General features: G+C 63.8%; 18 protein-coding genes. 17 read left to right on the top strand and 1 reads right to left on the bottom strand.

The features are described from left to right. Positions 1-6 precede the first annotated feature (6 nt). The 17 genes from nuoI to BLV07_RS13395 all read left to right on the top strand — a co-directional run bounded on the left by nuoI (position 7) and on the right by BLV07_RS13395 (position 17551). On the top strand, positions 7-501 hold the full coding sequence (nuoI, locus tag BLV07_RS13475) for an NADH-quinone oxidoreductase subunit NuoI (RefSeq protein WP_210342510.1): 495 nt from the start codon (positions 7-9) through the stop codon (positions 499-501). A gap of 9 nt (positions 502-510) precedes the next feature. Further along, on the top strand, positions 511-1149 hold the full coding sequence (locus tag BLV07_RS13470; RefSeq protein WP_091885973.1) for an NADH-quinone oxidoreductase subunit J: 639 nt from the start codon (positions 511-513) through the stop codon (positions 1147-1149). Continuing rightward, complete coding sequence (nuoK, locus tag BLV07_RS13465; RefSeq protein WP_008547737.1) at positions 1146-1454, top strand: NADH-quinone oxidoreductase subunit NuoK; 309 nt, start codon at positions 1146-1148, stop codon at positions 1452-1454. The genes BLV07_RS13470 and nuoK overlap by 4 nt, the downstream gene beginning before the upstream one ends. An 8-nt stretch (positions 1455-1462) precedes the next feature. Further along, complete coding sequence (gene nuoL, locus BLV07_RS13460; protein ID WP_091885970.1) at positions 1463-3550, top strand: NADH-quinone oxidoreductase subunit L; 2088 nt, start codon at positions 1463-1465, stop codon at positions 3548-3550. Further along, the gene (locus tag BLV07_RS13455) at positions 3551-5056 is read left to right on the top strand and encodes an NADH-quinone oxidoreductase subunit M (RefSeq protein ID WP_091885968.1); all 1506 of its coding nucleotides are present in this window, start codon (positions 3551-3553) and stop codon (positions 5054-5056) included. Positions 5057-5078: 22 nt separating this feature from the next. Next, positions 5079-6515, top strand: a complete 1437-nt coding sequence (gene nuoN, locus BLV07_RS13450; RefSeq protein WP_091885965.1) for an NADH-quinone oxidoreductase subunit NuoN — start codon at positions 5079-5081, stop codon at positions 6513-6515. A gap of 1 nt (position 6516) precedes the next feature. Further along, entirely contained in the window at positions 6517-7323 is an 807-nt protein-coding gene (locus BLV07_RS13445) for a biotin--[acetyl-CoA-carboxylase] ligase (protein WP_091885962.1), read from the top strand. Continuing rightward, a complete protein-coding gene (locus BLV07_RS13440; protein ID WP_091885959.1) occupies positions 7323-8993 on the top strand; it encodes a ribonuclease J in 1671 nt (556 codons plus the stop codon). Before BLV07_RS13445 ends, BLV07_RS13440 begins: the two co-directional genes overlap by 1 nt. Before the next feature lie 58 nt (positions 8994-9051). After that, a complete protein-coding gene (gene mce, locus BLV07_RS13435) occupies positions 9052-9456 on the top strand; it encodes a methylmalonyl-CoA epimerase (protein ID WP_091885955.1) in 405 nt (134 codons plus the stop codon). A 9-nt stretch (positions 9457-9465) separates the two neighbouring features. After that, positions 9466-9741 carry a DUF1467 family protein gene (locus tag BLV07_RS13430; RefSeq protein ID WP_091885952.1) on the top strand — a complete coding sequence of 92 codons (276 nt, stop codon included), beginning with the start codon at positions 9466-9468 and terminating at the stop codon, positions 9739-9741. A gap of 238 nt (positions 9742-9979) precedes the next feature. Then, positions 9980-10402 (top strand): hypothetical protein, encoded by a 423-nt coding sequence (locus tag BLV07_RS13425; RefSeq protein ID WP_244551080.1) that lies wholly within the window; start codon positions 9980-9982, stop codon positions 10400-10402. Further along, complete coding sequence (mtnK, locus tag BLV07_RS13420) at positions 10365-11651, top strand: S-methyl-5-thioribose kinase (protein WP_091885949.1); 1287 nt, start codon at positions 10365-10367, stop codon at positions 11649-11651. The genes BLV07_RS13425 and mtnK overlap by 38 nt, the downstream gene beginning before the upstream one ends. Positions 11652-12134: 483 nt before the next feature. Beyond that, positions 12135-13724, top strand: a complete 1590-nt coding sequence (locus tag BLV07_RS13415; RefSeq protein WP_091885946.1) for an ABC transporter substrate-binding protein — start codon at positions 12135-12137, stop codon at positions 13722-13724. A 60-nt stretch (positions 13725-13784) separates the two neighbouring features. Continuing rightward, positions 13785-14720, top strand: a complete 936-nt coding sequence (locus tag BLV07_RS13410; protein ID WP_091885942.1) for an ABC transporter permease — start codon at positions 13785-13787, stop codon at positions 14718-14720. Further along, positions 14717-15538, top strand: coding sequence for an ABC transporter permease (locus BLV07_RS13405; RefSeq protein WP_091885939.1), 822 nt, complete (start codon positions 14717-14719; stop codon positions 15536-15538). Before BLV07_RS13410 ends, BLV07_RS13405 begins: the two co-directional genes overlap by 4 nt. After that, complete coding sequence (locus tag BLV07_RS13400; RefSeq protein ID WP_091885936.1) at positions 15535-16515, top strand: ABC transporter ATP-binding protein; 981 nt, start codon at positions 15535-15537, stop codon at positions 16513-16515. Before BLV07_RS13405 ends, BLV07_RS13400 begins: the two co-directional genes overlap by 4 nt. Continuing rightward, complete coding sequence (locus tag BLV07_RS13395; RefSeq protein WP_091885933.1) at positions 16508-17551, top strand: ABC transporter ATP-binding protein; 1044 nt, start codon at positions 16508-16510, stop codon at positions 17549-17551. Before BLV07_RS13400 ends, BLV07_RS13395 begins: the two co-directional genes overlap by 8 nt. Here BLV07_RS13395 and BLV07_RS13390 read toward each other — a convergent pair. Further along, positions 17538-18164: a LysR family transcriptional regulator gene (locus BLV07_RS13390; RefSeq protein ID WP_091885928.1), complete on the bottom strand. Its 627-nt coding sequence runs from the start codon at positions 18162-18164 to the stop codon at positions 17538-17540. The two genes, BLV07_RS13395 and BLV07_RS13390, sit on opposite strands and share 14 nt — an antisense overlap. Positions 18165-18218 lie beyond the last annotated feature (54 nt).

Here is an 18218-nt window from a genome sequence, read left to right as displayed (position 1 = left end):
TCCGCCATGGGTATCAACGTCAACGCCACTGCACGCTCGCTTCTGCTGTCGGAATTCGTCTCGGCGTTCTTCCTCGCCATGCGCTATTTCTTCCAGCCGAAGCCGACCATCAACTATCCGTTCGAGAAGAACCCGATCTCGCCGCGCTTCCGCGGCGAGCATGCGCTCCGCCGCTATCCGAACGGCGAAGAGCGCTGCATCGCCTGCAAGCTGTGCGAAGCCATCTGCCCGGCGCAAGCCATCACTATCGAGGCCGGCCCGCGCCGCAACGACGGCACCCGCCGCACCGTGCGCTACGACATCGACATGGTGAAGTGCATCTATTGCGGTCTCTGCCAGGAGGCCTGTCCGGTCGACGCCATCGTCGAAGGTCCGAACTTCGAGTTCGCGACCGAGACCCGCGAGGAACTCTATTATGACAAGGCCAAGCTGCTCGCCAACGGCGACCGCTGGGAACGCGAGATCGCGAAAGCGATCGAGCTCGACGCGCCGTACCGGTGAGGTGAGGGCATGATCCTTCCCGCGCTGTTCTTCTATCTGTTCGCCGGCGTCTGCGTCGCCTCGGCGGTGATGGTGATTGTCTCGCGCAATCCCGTGCACTCCGTGCTGTACCTGATCCTGGCCTTCGTCAACGCCTCCGGCCTGTTCGTGCTGATGGGCGCCGAATTCCTGGCGATGATCCTGATCGTCGTCTATGTCGGCGCGGTCGCGGTCCTGTTCCTGTTCGTGATCATGATGCTCGACGTCGATTTCCTCGAGCTGCGCGAGGGCTTCATCGAGTACCTGCCGGTTGGGCTGGTGATCGGCGGCATCTTCATGTTCGAGCTGCTGCTCACCGTCGGCTTCTGGGTCATCAACCCCGGCGTCTCCAAGACCATCACGGCGGCGATCCCGACCAATGTCAGCAACACCGAAGCACTCGGCCTCGTGCTCTATACGAAGTACATCCACTACTTCCAGCTCGCGGGCATGGTGCTGTTGGTCGCCATGATCGGCGCCATCGTGCTGACGCTGCGCCACAAGGCGAGCGTGAAGCGGCAGGACATCAACGTACAGAACGCGCGCACGCCGGAAATGGCGATGGCGATGCGCAAGGTGGCGTCAGGGCAGGGGCTCTCGGATGCCGATGCGGCGGAGTGGGTGAAATGACGATCGGGCTCGGACACTATCTGGCGGTCGGCGCGATCCTGTTCACGCTCGGGATCCTCGGCATCTTCCTGAACCGCAAGAACATCATCGTCATCCTGATGTCGATCGAGCTGATCCTGCTCTCGGTCAACATCAACCTCGTGGCGTTCTCGACCTTCCTCGGCGACATCGTCGGCCAGGTCTTCGCGCTCTTGGTGCTGACGGTCGCCGCCGCCGAAGCCGCGATCGGTCTCGCCATCCTGGTGGTCTATTTCCGCAACCGCGGCTCGATCGCGGTTGAGGACGTCAATCTGATGAAGGGCTGAGCTCAGTCATGGTTCAGGCAATTGTCTTTCTGCCTCTGCTGGGCGCTATTCTCGCCGGCCTGATCTCGCTGGTCGGCGCGCATGCCCGCAATCCCTCAGGCGACACGGTCGAGCATCACGACGAGGCGCACGGTAATGGTGCGAATAACGGTCATGTCTCCGCTGCCTCCATCAAGGAGGAGGGGAGCGTCATTCATGAGACCCATGACGAGCCGGGCGACCACGAGCCGCCAGCGGCTGGTTCTCGCGCGGCCGAGCTGATCACGACGGGACTGCTGTTCGTGTCGGCGGCGCTGTCCTGGTTCACGCTGGTCGACGTCGGCTTCATGCATCACGACGCGCGGATCCAGCTGCTGCCCTGGATCTTCTCCGGCGACCTCCAGGTCTGGTGGACGCTGCGCGTGGACACGCTCACGGCCGTGATGCTGGTGGTGGTGACGACGGTTTCCTCGCTCGTGCATCTCTATTCCATCGGCTACATGGATCAGGACCCGAACCGGCCGCGCTTCTTCGGCTATCTCTCGCTGTTCACCTTCGCGATGCTGATGCTGGTCACCGCGGACAACCTCGTGCAGCTGTTCTTCGGGTGGGAAGGCGTCGGTCTCGCCAGCTACCTCCTGATCGGCTTCTGGTACCAGAGGCCTTCGGCGAATGCGGCGGCGATCAAGGCCTTCGTGGTTAACCGCGTCGGCGATTTTGGCTTCGCGCTCGGCATCTTCGCGATCTTCATGCTGGCCGGCTCGACCGATTTCGAGACCATCTTCCATGCCGCACCTGGCCTCACCGGCAAGACCATCAACTTCCTCGGCTGGCATGCCGACGCGCTGACCCTGACCTGTCTCCTCCTGTTCATGGGCGCGATGGGCAAGTCGGCGCAGTTCCTGCTGCACACCTGGTTGCCGGACGCGATGGAAGGCCCGACCCCGGTCTCCGCGCTGATCCACGCCGCGACCATGGTCACCGCCGGCGTGTTCATGGTGGCGCGGCTGTCGCCGCTGTTCGAACTCGCCCCGAACGCGCAGGCCGTCGTGATGTTCTTTGGCGCGACCACGGCGTTCTTCGCGGCGACCATCGGCCTCGTCCAGAACGACATCAAGCGCATCGTCGCCTATTCGACCTGTTCGCAGCTCGGCTACATGTTCGTGGCGATGGGGGCAGGGGCCTATTCGGTCGGCATGTTCCACCTGTTCACGCACGCCTTCTTCAAGGCGCTGCTGTTCTTGGGCTCCGGCTCGGTGATCTACGCGATGCACCACGAGCAGGACATCCGCAACATGGGCGGCCTTTGGCGCAAGATCCCTTACACCTACGCGGTGATGGTGGTCGGCACGCTGGCCCTGACCGGCTTCCCGCTCACCGCCGGCTACTTCTCCAAGGACGCGATCATCGAGTCCGCCTACGCCGCGCACAATCCGTTCGCGGTCTATGGCTTCCTGATGACGGTCGTCGCCGCCGGCCTGACCTCGTTCTACTCCTGGCGTCTGATCTTCAAGACCTTCCACGGCGAGCCGCATGACGAGCATCACTACGAGGCCGCACACGAGGCCCCGATCTGGATGCTGATCCCGATCGGCGTGCTCGCGGTCGGCTCGTTCGTCGCGGGCCTTCCGTTCAAGGAGTTGTTTGCCGGTCACGGCATCGAGGAGTTCTTCCGCGAATCCGTGAAGATGAACCCGCACATCATCGAGGAGATGCACCACATCCCCGAGACCATCGCCTTCCTGCCGACGGTGATGATGGTGCTGGGATTCCTGGTGTCGTACCTGTTCTACATCCGCCGGCCGTATCTGCCGGTCGAGCTGGCGAAGACGCAGCCGATGCTGTACCAGTTCCTGCTCAACAAATGGTACTTCGACGAACTCTACGACGTCATCTTCGTCCGTCCGGCGAAGTGGATCGGCTATCAGCTCTGGAAGAAGGGCGACGGCTTCATCATCGACGGGCTCGGTCCCGACGGCGTCTCGGCGCGCGTGCTGGACGTCACCCGTAACGTCGTGAAGATCCAGACCGGCTATCTCTATCACTACGCATTCGCCATGCTGATCGGCGTCGCCGGCCTGATCACCTGGTTCATGTTCGGCTTTGGAGGCCAGTAAATGACAACCTGGCCCATCCTTTCCGTCACCACCTTCCTGCCGCTGGTCGGGACGCTGATCGTCTATCTCAGCCGCGGCGACGACGAGGCCGCGCAGCGCAACTCGCGCTGGATCGCGCTGTGGACCACGCTGATCACCTTCGCGGTGTCACTGATCCTGGTAGCGCGCTTCGATTCCTCGACCGCCGACTTCCAGTTCGTCGAGAAGGCGAACTGGCTCGCCACCGGCATCACCTACCACATGGGCGTGGACGGCATTTCGCTGCCCTTCGTGATCCTGACCACCGCCTTGATGCCGTTCTGCATCATTGCGAGTTGGAAGGTTACGAGCCGGGTGCGCGAATACATGATGGCGTTCCTGATCCTGGAAACGCTGATGGTCGGTACCTTCTCGGCGCTCGACCTCGTGCTGTTCTATCTGTTCTTCGAGGGCGGCCTGATCCCGATGTTCCTGATCATCGGCGTGTGGGGCGGTCCGCGCCGGGTCTATGCCTCGTTCAAGTTCTTCCTCTACACGCTGCTCGGCTCGGTCCTGATGCTGCTCGCCATCATGGCGCTGTACTGGAACGGCAACACCACCGACATTCCGACCCTGATGCACACGGCCGTGCCGCGGTCCTTGCAGACCTGGGCGTGGCTGGCCTTCTTCGCCTCCTTCGCGGTGAAGATGCCGATGTGGCCGGTGCACACCTGGCTCCCGGACGCACACGTCGAAGCGCCGACCGCCGGCTCGGTGATCCTGGCGGCGATCCTCCTGAAGATGGGCGGCTACGGCTTCCTGCGCTTCTCGCTGCCGATGTTCCCGCTGGCCTCGCATGACTTCGCGCCGCTGATCTTCACGCTGTCCACCATCGCCATCATCTACACCTCGCTGGTGGCGATGATGCAGGAGGACATGAAGAAGCTGATCGCGTACTCCTCGGTCGCGCATATGGGCTTCGTCACCATGGGCATCTTCGCCGGCACCATGCAAGGTGTCGCCGGCGGCGTGTTCCAGATGATCTCGCACGGCATCGTCTCCGGCGCGCTGTTCCTCTGCGTCGGCATCGTCTACGACCGCATGCACACCCGCGAGATCGCGGCCTATGGCGGCATCGTCAACCGGATGCCGCTCTACGCCATGACCTTCATGGTCTTCACCATGGCCAATGTCGGCCTGCCGGGTACCTCAGGCTTCGTCGGCGAGTTCATGACGCTGCTCGGTACCTTCAAGACCTCGATCCCGACCGCGTTCTTCGCCACATCAGGCGTCATCCTGTCGGCGTGCTATGCGCTCTGGCTATACCGCAAGGTCGTGTTCGGATCCTTGGTAAAGCCGTCGCTGATGACCATCAAGGATCTCACCTTCCGGGAGTGCCTGACGCTGTTCCCGCTGATCGCGCTGACGATCCTGTTCGGCGTCTATCCGCAGCCGGTGCTCGACATGTCGGCCGCCTCGGTCCAGCAACTCGTCAACAATTACAACACCGCTGTGACGGCCGTGAAGGCCGCCGCACTGCTCCAGTGAGCGGGCAGGTCAGGACATCGCCATGAGCTTTGAGACTGCAGGATATCAACTGGCGCCGGTGCTGCCCGAGCTCTTGCTCGCGGTCGGCGCGATGGCGCTTCTGATGCTGGGAGCCTATCGCGGGCAGGAGACGACCAAGACCGTCACCTCGCTGGCGGTGGTGCTGCTGATCGTGGTCGGCGCGCTCGTCTACATGCAGCCCGCGGGCAAGCAGGTCACTTTCGGTGGCAGCTTCATCGTCGACGATTTCGCCCGCTTCATGAAGATCCTGGCCCTGATCGGCTCGGCGGTGACACTGGTGCTGTCGACCGAGTTCCTGTCCGACCCGTCGCGGCGGATCTTCGAATATTCGATCCTGGTGCTGCTCTCGACGCTCGGCATGATGGTGCTGATCTCGGCCGGCGATCTGATCTCGCTCTATCTCGGCCTCGAATTGATGTCGCTGGCGCTCTACGTCGTGGCGGCCTCGAACCGGGACAATGCCAAGTCGAACGAGGCGGGCCTGAAGTACTTCGTGCTGGGCGCGCTGTCCTCGGGCATGCTGCTGTACGGCGCCTCGCTGATCTACGGCTTCACCGGCACCGTCAGCTTCACCGGCATCGCTACCGCCGCGACATCAGCGAACGTCGGACTGATCTTCGGCCTCGTCTTCCTGCTTGCCGGCCTCTGCTTCAAGATCTCGGTGGTGCCGTTCCACATGTGGACGCCCGACGTCTATGAGGGCGCGCCGACGCCGGTCACGGCCTTCTTCGCCTCTGCGCCGAAGGTTGCCGCGCTCGCCGTCTTCACCCGCGCGACGCTGACCGCGTTCCCCGGGATCGTGCCGCAGTGGCAGCAGATCCTGGTGTTCGTGTCGATCGCCTCGATGGCGCTCGGCGCCTTCGCGGCAATCGGCCAGAGCAACATCAAGCGCCTGATGGCCTATTCCTCGATCGGCCATATGGGTTTTGCCCTGGTCGGGCTTGCCTCCGGCACCGTGGAGGGTGCGCAGGGCGTACTGATGTACATCGTGATCTATGTGACGATGACGCTCGGCGCGTTCTCGGTCATCCTCGCCATGAAACGCAACGGCCAGGCGGTCGAGCAGATCAGCGATTTCGCCGGTCTGTCGCGGACCAACCCGATGCTCGCCTTCTTCTTCGCGATGCTGCTGTTCTCGCTCGCGGGCGTTCCGCCGCTCGCCGGCTTCTTCGCCAAGTGGTACGTCTTCGTCGCCGCGATCAAGGCCAACCTGTTCACGCTCGCCGTCATCGGCGTGCTGACCAGCGTGGTGGGCGCCTACTACTATCTCGCCGTCGTCAAGACGATGTATTTCGACGAACCGGCCGGCCAGGTCGATCCGGTGCGCGTCGAGGTGCGGACGGTTCTGGCGGTCGCGGGCCTGTTCAACATCCTGTTTGCGCTGTTCGCGGGCCCGGTGGTGAGCGTGGCCTCCGCAGCGGCAAAGTCGCTGTTCTAGGATGGGGTTCGCGCTCGGTCCTCGCGCACAGGCCGCGGGCTTCAAGCTCGCGGCTTTCGAACGGACCGGCTCGACCAATACCGACGCGATCGAGCACGCCCGCGCCGGCGAACGCGGCCCGATGTGGTTCGTGACGTCCGAGCAGACTGCCGGCCGCGGCCGGCGCCAGCGCGCCTGGATCGCGCCACGGGGCAATCTCGCAGCCAGCATCCTCGAAGTCATGGACGTAGCCCCGGCGGTCGCCGCAACGCTCGGCTTCGCCGCCGGGCTGGCGGAGGAGGCCGCGCTGGAGAAGGTCAGCCTGGAGGCGGCACTCCGCCTCGGCGAGGGCCGTCCCCGCTATGCCCTGAAATGGCCGAACGACGTGCTTGCCGGCGGCAAGAAGCTCGTCGGCATTGCGCTCGAGGCCGAGGCCATTGGCGATCGTCTTGCCGTCGTCGTCGGCATCGGAACCAATGTCGTGGCCGCGCCCGAGGGCACGCCGACGCCGGCGGTCTCGCTGGCCGAGTTCGGCGTCCAGATCAGCGCGGAGGAGCTGTTTGCGGCGCTGTCCGACGCCTGGGTCGAGTTCCGCGGCATCTGGGACAATGGCCGCGGCTTTGCCGAGATCCGAAAGCTCTGGCTGGAGCGCGCCGCCGGCCTCGGCGAGAAGGTCGCAATCCACACGGGAACGATGACGCTGGAAGGCATTTTTGACACCATCGACGACACAGGCTGTCTGATCGTCCGCACCGCGGAAGGGCGGCGGGTGCCGGTTGCGGCGGGCGAGGTGTTCTTCGGCCCGGCCGCCTCCGTGGGAGCTGCGTGATGGCGAGGCCCGACGAACTGGTGTTTGCGCCGCTCGGCGGCGTCGGCGAGATCGGCATGAACCTGTCGATTTACGGCCTCGGCAACCGCCACCAGCGCGCCTGGCTCGCGGTCGATCTCGGCGTCTCCTTCGGTGACGAGGAGCACCTGCCGGGCATCGACCTGATCATGCCGGACATCTCCTTCCTGGAGAAGGAGCGCAAGAACCTGATGGGCCTGGTGCTCACCCATGCCCATGAGGACCATTTCGGCGCCATCATCGATCTCTGGCCGAAGCTGCAATGCCCGATCTACGCGACCAAGTTCAGCGCGGCGCTGTTCGAGGCCAAATGCGCCGCCGAGCGTGGTGCGCCCAACATTCCGGTGACGGTGGTCCCGTCCGGGGGCCGCGTCGATGTCGGCCCGTTCAACGTCGAGTTCATCCCGGTCGCGCACTCGATTCCGGAAGCGCATGCGCTGGCGATCCACACCGAAGCCGGCACGGTGCTGCACACCGGCGACTGGAAGATCGACCCGACCCCGACGCTGGGGGCCCCGACCAACGAGAAGCGCCTGCGCGAGCTCGGCGAGGAGGGCGTGCTCGCTTTGATCGGCGATTCCACCAACGCGGTGCGCGACGGCCGGTCGCCGTCGGAAGCCGAGGTCGCCCGGACCATCATTGATCTCGTGAAGGCGGCCAAGGGCCGCGTAGCGGTCACGACCTTCGCCTCCAACGTCGCCCGCATCAAGGCCGTGGCCGAGGCTGCGAAAGCCGCCGACCGCGAGGTCGTCGTGGTGGGCCGCGCGATGGAGCGCGTGGTGCAGGTCGCGCGCGAGACCGGTTATCTCGATGGCGTGCAGAATTTCCGCTCGCCCGAGGTCTACGGCCATCTGCCGCAGGACAAGGTGCTGGCGCTGTGCACAGGCAGCCAGGGCGAGCCGCGCGCGGCGCTGGCGCGCATCGCCAATGACGACCATCCCGAGATCACGCTCAATCGCGGCGACAGCGTCATCTTCTCCTCGCGCACCATTCCAGGCAACGAGAAGGCCGTCGGCTCGATCATCAACAATCTGGTGCTCCAGGGCGTCGAGATCATCACCGACCGCGACCATCTGGTCCACGTCTCCGGCCACCCGCGCCGCGACGAGCTGCGCGATCTGATCTCCTGGGTGAAGCCGCAGCTCCTGATCCCCATTCATGGCGAGGCCCTGCACCTGCACGAGCACGCAAAACTCGCGCGCGCCGCCGGCGTGCCGCGTGTGCTGGTTTGCCGCAACGGCGATCTGGTCAAGCTCGGTCCCGGCGATCCCGGCATTGTCGGCGAGGTGCCGTCGGGCCGTCTCTACAAGGACGGCATGATCCTGGAGGACGCAAAATCCCGCGCGGTGGTCGAGCGCCGCCGCATGGCGTTCTCCGGCTGCGCCTTCGTCGCCGTCGCCATGACGGAGCAGGGCGAGCTCGCCGACGATCCCGAGGTCGATCTCGTCGGCATCCCCGACAAGAACAGGGCGGGCGAAGCCTTCGACGACATCGTCTTCGACGCCGTGGTCTCCACCATCGAAGGCTTGCCGCGGCCCCGCCGCCGCGATCCGGATGCTTTGGCCGAGTCGGTGCGACGCGCTGTCCGGGCCGTGATCAACGAACATTGGGGCAAAAAGCCCCCCTGTCTGGTACATGTGCTGACAGTATAATTTGGGCATGATCTCTTCGGAAAATCGCTTCCGGATCATGCCTTAAGGGAGAAGAGACATGCTGGGCCGGCTCAATCATGTCGCGATTGCGACCAAGGACGCCGTCAAGGCCGCAAAGATCTATGGCGCCGCGTTCGGGGCGCAGATTTCGGAAGCCGTACCGCTGCCCGAGCATGGCGTCACCACCGTGTTCGCAACGCTGCCCAACACCAAAATCGAGTTCATCGAGCCGCTCGGCGAGGCCTCGCCGATCGCAAAGTTCCTCGAGCGCAATGCCGACGGCGGCATCCACCACATCTGCTACGAGGTCGTCGACATCATCGCCTCACGCGACACGCTGGTGAAGGAGGGCGCGCGCGTGCTCGGCGACGGCGTGCCCAAGATCGGCGCCCACGGCAAGCCGGTGCTGTTCCTGCACCCCAAGGATTTTTCCGGCGCCCTGGTCGAGATCGAGCAGGCATAAGGCCGCCCCATGGCCATCCAGATCTCAACGGCGATCGCGATCTACTTCGTCATCTGGTGGATCGCGCTGTTCCTGACGCTGCCGTTCGGCGTGCGCAGCCAGCACGAGGACGGCATCGGTGCGCCCGGCACCGACCCCGGCGCGCCGGTCCTGACGCGGATGGGGCGCAAGCTGATCTGGACCACGATCATCTCGGCGGTCATCTACGGCCTCGGCATGGCCGCCTATCACGCCGGCTATCTCTCGATCGAGCGCCTGTCGAAGATGATGGGAATGCCGTTCTAGTTTCACCTCTCCCGAAGGGAGAGGTCGGATCGCATCAAAGATGCGATCCGGGTGAGGGGTTACAGTCTCACTCTCTGCCGCGGCCCCTCACCCGGATTGCACTGGATGATGCTTCGCATCGCCAGGCGCAATCCGACCTCTCCCCACCGGGGAGAGGTGAAGGTCCGTCGCGGATAGAGGTTGCTTAGTCTCATTGCTCACTTAGGATCTTAAGCTCGTTTTTGTTTTGGGGGGAAGAATGACTTTTCAGCGCATCGTCATCGCGCTTCTGGTGCTGATCGTCGCCGGCCTTGGCGCGATCGGCTATGTCGAATGGAGGATGGCGGTGCAGGTGCGCACCCTGAAGGCGTTCGTCGAGGGCTACGTCTTCAACGAAGCCGTGATGGCCTGTGAGCAGGCCAAGAGCTCGACGCCGTTCAAATGGAACGGCAGCAAGAGCACCTCGGTAATCGGCCTGAACTCGGTCAAGCTGGACAAATACACCGTCAGCGCCAGCTACACGCTGGTGGGGCGGACAGCGTCTATTGTGATTACGATCCGATCAAAAGAAAGGCCGGGATCGGCTCGAGCTTCCTGGAGCGGGAGTAACGATCCGGCCATGTCAAGCATGGGATGGGATCGTCATGGCGCAGGAGCAGGGGGACTACCGGATTCTGCATGAGGCGGCCTTGCGGGATTATCTCGCAGGCCTGCCGGACCTCAAGGCACTCCTGGGCGGTGAGCAGGCCTCGTGGTCGATCACCGAAGTCGGCGACGGCAATCTCAACCTCGTCTTCATCGTCAAAGGTGGACGCGGCGGCATCGCGGTGAAGCAGGCGCTGCCTTACGTGCGCCTCGTCGGCGAGAGCTGGCCGCTGCCGTTGTCGCGGGCCTATTACGAATATCTGGCGCTGTCGAAGCAGGCCCAGCTCGCACCCGGCCTGGTGCCAGCGCTGTTGCATCACAACGAGGCCTTGGCGCTGACGGTGATGGAGCTGCTCGAGCCCCACATCATCATGCGCAAGGGGCTGGTTGCGGCAACGCAATATCCGCGCTTTGTCGACGACATCAGCACCTTCATGGCGCGGACGCTGTTCTTCACCTCCGACCTCGCGCTCTCCGCGGCCGAGAAGAAGCAGGGCATCGCCGCCTTCGCCGGCAATCACGCGCTGTGCAAGATCACCGAGGACCTGATCTTCACCGATCCCTACCGCATCGCCGAACAGAACCGCTGGACCGCGCCTTACCTAGATGGCTTGGCCGCAAGCCTCCGCGACGACATGGACCTGCATGTCGCGATCTCCCGTCTCAAGCTGCAGTTCATGGCAAGCCCCGAGGCGCTGATCCACGGCGATCTCCACACCGGCTCGATCATGGTCACGGAGAGCCAGACGCGGGTGATCGACCCGGAATTCGCGTTTTACGGCCCGATGGGCTTCGACGTCGGCGCCGTGCTGGCCAACCTGCTGATGGCTTATTTCGCCGCCGCCGGTCACGAGCGCTCGCCAGGGGAGCGGGCCGCATTCGAGGGCTGGCTGCTGGAGACTATCGAGCAGGTCTGGAGCGAGTTCGCCCGCAAATTCCTCGACCTCTGGCGCGCCGGCGCCGTGGGCGATGCATATCCCGTCTCACTTTTTGCCGGCGAGAGGGGCGCCGCACGTCTCGAGGCCGAGCGGCAGGCCTACATGCAGCGCCTGTTCACTGATACGATCGGCTTCGCCGCCGCAAAAACCATCCGCCGCATCTTCGGTCTTGCCCACAATATCGACTTCGAGCTGATCGAGGACCCACGGAGGCGAGCGGTTAGCGAGGCGCGTGCCGTCCGTCTGGCAAGGGCGATGATGGTGGAGGCGGCGGCGTTTCGAACGATCGCTGAGGTCACGGGTGCTGCACGAAAATTGCGGGATTGGATGCCGGAATTGTCAAACTGAGGACCTCGTGAGAGCACTCCGTCATTGCGAGCCAACGGGTCCGCGCGAAGCGCGGCCCGATGACAGGCTCCGCGAAGCAATCCAGAGTCCCTCTCCGGAAAGACTCTGGATTGCTTCGTCGCAAGGGCTCCTCGCAATGACGGTGGAGAGAGCTGCGCTCGCAGTGACGGGGAGGGATTGTCGCTGAACGTCAATAAAGCCGCACCGGGAGCAGGACGCCGTGCGCGATCCCTGGGGCTCAGATAACGATCCTGAGCTTGGTCGCATCGATCGCGAAAAATGTTCACTGGTTCTGGTCGCTCGATGACGCACCGCGTCAATCGGCGGCTTGCATCGCCCGGGGGATACAACCTGAGCCCCGAGCTCTCCGTCGAAGGGCTGCTATTCGGAACCGGCATCGGTTGCCACCAAAACGAAGCTTGCTTTCGACAGGCGACGAATGATCAAATCCCTGATCGGAATTCCTGCGTTGTTGGGGGACACATGATGTTCAGGATGATTGCGGTCGTCGCTGGTTTGGGGCTGGCGCTGGTCACCACGGCAGAGGCTCAGACCCCGCGCAAGGGCGGAACCATCCGCATGACCGCGCCCTATGGCTCGAGTTTCTCCAGCCTCGACATTCACACGACACAGCGTGCCCAGGACGAGATCTACGCCAAGGCCCTGCATCGGTCGCTCTACATCTGGAATTCCGCGGACGGCAAGCCGGTTCTTGAGCTTGCCAAGGAAGACGTGGTCTCGGGCGGAGGCCTGGTTCACACCTTCAAGCTGCGAGACGATGCCTATTTCCACAACGGCCGCAAGATGACGGCTGACGACGTCATCTGGTCCTACAACCGCATCATGGACGGCACCAAAGCCTATCCCGGCGCGCGTTTCGTCCGGGTGATCGAGGGCGCGGCCGCAGTGGAGAAGGGCCAGGCCAAAGAGATCTCCGGCCTGAAGAAGATCGACGACTTCACCGTTGAGATGAAGCTGACCGAGAAGGTCGATCCGGGTTTCTATTTCTTCAACGCGCTGACCTCGATCTATCCCGCAGACGAAGGTGCAAAGGAAAGCTTCATCCAGAAGCCGATCGGCCTCGGGCCGTTCAAGTTCGTCGAGCATGTGCCGGGATCGCGCATCGTCCTGGAGCGGTGGGACCGGTTCTACAAGCCCGGCAAGCCCTATGCCGACAAGCTTATCGTGTCGGTCATGGGAGAGGCCGCGGCCCGCGATGTCGCCTTCCGCAACAAGGAGATCGACACCTCGGTGCTCGGGCCTGCACAATACGTCGCCTATCAGGCCGACCCTGACCTCAAGGGCACCATCGTCGAAGTTGCCGAGGTCTTCACGCGTCACATGGGGATGAATCCGGCATTCAAGCCGTTTGCCGACAAGCGCGTCCGGCAGGCGATCAACCACGCGATCGATACCGACCTGATCATCAAAAAGCTGGTCAAAGGCAAGGCCTATCGCGCCACCAGCTGGCTGCCTCTGACCTCGCCAATCTACGACAAGACAATGAAGCCCTACGCCTTCGATCCCGCGAAAGCAAAGCAGTTGCTTGCGGAGGCCGGCTATCCCACGGGCTTTGAATTCGAATGGACGACCAGTCAGAATGAAAGCTGGGGTCTGCCGATCGTCGAGGCCATCATCCCGATGCTGGACCGCGTGGGCATCAAGGTGAAGGTCAAGCAGGTCGAGACCGCGGTGCTGGCGGAGGTCATCAAGAAAGGCGACTTCCAGGCCTATGTCTATTCCATGGCGACAGGGCCGGATCCTCAGGCGGCGCTGAAATGCTTCTACTCGTCGACGCCGCAATCAGCCTGCAATTACACCTCCTTCAAGAACGCAGATTTCGACAAGCTGATCGACGAAGCCGGGCAGACCGACGACGCTGCGAAACGCGATCAACTGCTCCAGAAGGCCAATGCCCTGCTCTATGAAGAGGCACCGGTCTGGTTCTTCAACTACAACAAGGCGGTCATGGCGGTGCAGCCGTGGCTGAAGGGGATTCAGTTGAATGCGACGGAACTGACCCATCAGAACGTCGAGGACCTCTGGGTGGACGAGTCGTCGCCCGCCAAGTGACACGCGCTCTCACCCTCCCTTCATCGCGGGAAGCGCTGGAGGGAGGGAGGAACAGTTGCAATGCTCGCCTTTCTGACCCGTCGAATCCTGCAAACCGTTCCGACCGTGCTGGCCGTGGTGCTGGTGGTCTTCGTGCTGTTCAGCGTGGTCCCCGGCAGCATCGTCTCGAGCATGAGCGATGACGGCCGAGGGGCAGCGGACCCGCAGGTCGTGGAGCGCATGAAGAAGCAGCTCGGGCTCGACGATCCTGTTTACATGCGCTTTGGCTCCTACATCGCCAAGCTTGCGACAGGTGATCTGGGGACGTCGTTCCGGACTCGTGAGCCGGTCACGATCATGATCGCCAAACGGATGTGGCCGACGCTGCAATTGATATTCGCAGCCTTGACGTTTGCGATTGCGATTGGCGTTCCACTCGGCTTCGTCGCAGCATTGCGACCGGGTGGCATCGTCGACACGGTCTCCATGGTTGTCGCCGTGTCGGGCCTGTCAATGGCCAAATTCTGGCTCGGCCTGCTGCTGATGTACCTGTTCGCCTTGAAGCTCGGCTGGCTGCCGAGCTTCGGCTATGGCGACGGCGGCCTCAAATATTTGATCCTGCCGGCGGTGACACTCGGCGTCTCGCCGATGGCGCTGCTGGCCCGGACGACGCGCGCTGCAGTGCTGGAGATCATGACCGCCGATTTTGTCCGCACGGCGCGCTCCAAGGGCATGAGCGAGATGCGTGTCGTGAAGTGGCACGTGATGCGCAACGCGCTCGTCCTGATCCTCACGACAATGGGCCTGCAATTCGGTGCGTTGATGGGACAGGCGGTCGTCGTCGAGAAATTGTTCTCGTGGCCGGGCATCGGCTCGCTGCTCGTCGACAGTGTCCTCCAGCGCGACATTCCCGCCGTTCAGGGCTCCATTCTCGTGGTGGTGCTGGCCTTTCTCGCGATCAATTTGCTGATCGACGTGCTCTACGGCGTGATCGATCCCAGGATCAGATACGCATGAAGCTCCGCGCCAATCTCATCATCGGTGGCGTATTGTTCGCGCTTGCGATCCTGGTCGGCCTGCTCGCGCCGTGGCTGGCGCACACCGATCCCGTCATGGATGCCAACCTCATGAACGCAGAGGAGGCGCCGAGCTGGACCTGGTGGTTCGGCACCGACGGGCAGGGCCGCGACATCTATTCCCGCGTCGTCTACGGCGCGCGCGTCTCGCTGACGGTCGGTATCGTCTCCCAGCTCATCAACAGCATCATCGGCGTGGCACTGGGCCTGAGCGCCGGGTACTTGGGCGGCTGGTGGGACGATGTCGTCAACGCCCTGACCAACCTCATGCTGGCGATCCCCTCCCTGATCTTCGCGCTGGCCATTATGGCGGTGCTTGGGCCCGGCCTGACCAGCCTGCTCATCGCGCTCGGCTTGACCAACTGGTCCTTCACCTGCCGGATCGCACGGGCCTCGGCGCTGTCGCTGAGGAGTCAGGGCTATGTGCAGGCCGCAACCGTGCTCGGCTATGGCGATTTGCGCATCATGATCACGCAGCTGCTGCCCAACATGCTCGGACCGATCGTCGTCATCGGCACGCTCGGCATGGGCAGCGCGGTCCTGTCCGAAGCCGCATTATCGTTCCTCGGCCTCGGCGTCCGCCCGCCGTTTCCGAGCTGGGGCAGCATGTTGTCGGAAGCCCGCGACCAGATCACGACGGCGCCGTGGCTCTCGGTTTTTCCCGGCCTTGCCATCTTCCTGACGGTGCTCGGCCTCAACCTGCTCGGCGACGGCCTGCGCGACATTCTCGATCCACAATCGCGGAGCCGGCGCACATGACGGGCCCGCCGCTGATCGAAGTCGAGGATCTGCGCATCGATCTCAACGACGGATCCCGCAAGGTGCCTGCCGTCGAGAATGTCTCGTTCCGCATCGATCGTGGCGAGACGTTCGGCTTGGTCGGCGAATCCGGCTGCGGCAAGAGCATCACGGCGCTCGCCTTGATCGGCCTGCTGCGGCCGCCGTTGTCGATCGGAGGCGGCGTCATCCGCTTTAAGGGGCAGGAGATCCAGCGGCTTTCCGCCGCCGGGCAGCGGGAGCTGCGCGGCAACCGCATCGCGATGATCTTCCAGGAGCCGATGACGGCCCTGAACCCGGTCTCGCCGGTGGGACGGCAGATCGCCGAGATGTTCGTGCTGCACAAGGGCAAGAGCTGGCGGGAAGCCAACCAATTGGCGGTCGAGGCGCTGGCGAGTGTCCGCGTCCCCGCGCCCGAGCGGCGCGTGAAGGATTACCCGCATCAGCTCTCGGGCGGCATGCGTCAGCGCGTGATGATCGCCATCGCGCTGGCATGCGGTCCGGATCTCCTGATCGCAGACGAGCCGACCACCGCGCTCGACGTGACCGTGCAGGCGGAAATCATCGAGCTGATGCGCAATCTATGCGCCGAGAGAGGGACGGCGATCCTGATGATCAGCCACGATCTCGGCCTGGTCGCCAATGTCTGCCGCCGCGTGGCCGTCATGTATGCCGGCCGCATCGTCGAGGAGCGCGGCTCGGCCGATATCTTCCGGACGCCCTCGCATCCCTATACGCAAGGCTTGGTCGCCTCGCTGCCGCGGCTTGGCAGCCGCGCCGCGCTTGGCCGTAGCAGGCTGAAGGAGATCGCGGGCGTCGTTCCGGCCATTACGAGCTTCCCAGACGGCTGCCGGTTCAATCCGCGTTGCGCGCAGGCGACCGATATTTGCCGGACAGTCGCGCCCGAGACGGATTTGCTGGAGGCAGGCGGACTTGTCAGGTGCCACCATCATGCATGAACCGCAGGGGAGAGCGGATGACGATGTCATCCTCAGCATCGAGGATCTCGCGGTTCGTTTTCCGCTCGGGGGTGGCTTGCTGGGCCGCGAGAAGCGGCTGCTCCGTGCCGTCGACGGCGTCGATCTCAGCCTGAGGCGCGGCGAATGCCTCGGCCTCGTCGGCGAGTCCGGCTCGGGCAAGTCGACGGTCGCATTGTCGATCCTTGGTCTCCTGACGCCGACGCGCGGCCGCATCGTGGTGGACGGACAGGTCGTGACGAACCGGCAATCCGGCGATCGGAAGGCCTTGGCCCGCATCGTGCAGATGGTGTTTCAGGATCCCTACGCCTCGCTCAATCCGCGCCAGACCGTTCGCCGTACGCTGGAAGATCCGCTGCGTGTGCACGGCGTGACCGCGAAAAGCGAGATCGAGGACCGCGTTGCGACGATGCTGCAGCATGTGGGCCTGCGGCCCGAACAGTCGGGCCGCTACCCGCATGAATTCTCGGGTGGCCAGCGCCAACGCATCGGCATTGCGCGTGCGCTGATCCTCAATCCCAGGATCGTCATCTGCGACGAACCGGTCTCGGCGCTCGACGTCTCGATCCGTGCCCAGATCATCAATCTGCTGCTGGAATTGAAGGACACGCTCGGTCTCTCGTTCATCATGATCAGCCACGACCTCGGCGTCGTCGAGCATATGAGTGACAGGGTCGCCGTGATGTATCTCGGCCGCATCGTCGAGAATGGCCACTGGCGCGAGATTTTCGAACGGCCGGCGCACCCCTATACGCAAGCCCTGATCGCCGCCATCCCCGATCCCTTACGCCACGCACCGTTAGCGACGACAGGGGGCGACCTGCCCAATCCGCTCAATCCGCCAAACGGATGCGCGTTCAGCCCGCGCTGTCGTTACGCCGAAGCGGTGTGCCGCCGCGAGCCCGGGCCGGTGCTTGAAACGCGTGCCGACGGACATGCGGTCCGGTGCTGGCGAAGTGAGGAGATTGCGGCGCAGGCGGGATTGGCAACGACAGAGGGCCGCCTCAACGTCCGCTGATGCCGACCAGGCGGGGGCGGCGGTTTGCGTGCGGGTTCTCGGCGAGGAAGGCGCGCAGCCATTCGCGGAAGCTGACGACTTCAGGGCAATCCGCAGTGCCCTCAGGCGCAACCAGCCAATCACCCAAACCGGTCCCCTCAGTGACCCGGTCGCAGCGATAGCCCGGATGGTGGCCAAGACCGCGCGCGATCAGCAGGTCGACCTTGCCCTCGACCAGTTCGTGCAGGCCGGCGGGCTGCAGCACCCGCAAGCCGATATCTGGATGCGCGCTGCGAAACTCCGCCAGTTCGAGGCGACGCAGGTCGACGCTGCCATGGACTCCCAATTGCAGCAGCGCCGCACCTGCCGGCTTCAATTGCGAGGTCGCCTCCGCAATATGACGAAAGCCTTCGGATATCGCGGGCAAATAAGCCTGACCGGCCGCGGTCAGGATGAGCTGCTTATGCAGCCGCTCGAACAGGCGTACGCCGAGGCGCGCCTCCAGCGCCTTCACCTGCTGCCCCACGGCGGCGGGCGTTACGTGCAGCTCGTGCGCGGCCAATTTGAAGCTGAGATGCCGAGCCGCGGCTTCGAATGCGCGGAGCGCATTCAGCGGAGGAAGGATGTAAGTCATCGCTGCCCAGTTTGTCACTGAATGGCCGCGCGCTTGCAATAGATTTTCTTGCGC

The sequence above is a fragment of the Bradyrhizobium sp. Rc2d genome (genome assembly GCF_900099855.1).
In the GTDB taxonomy this organism is placed as follows: Bacteria; Pseudomonadota; Alphaproteobacteria; order Rhizobiales; family Xanthobacteraceae; genus Bradyrhizobium.
This window is presented reverse-complemented; position numbering and strand designations above follow the sequence as displayed.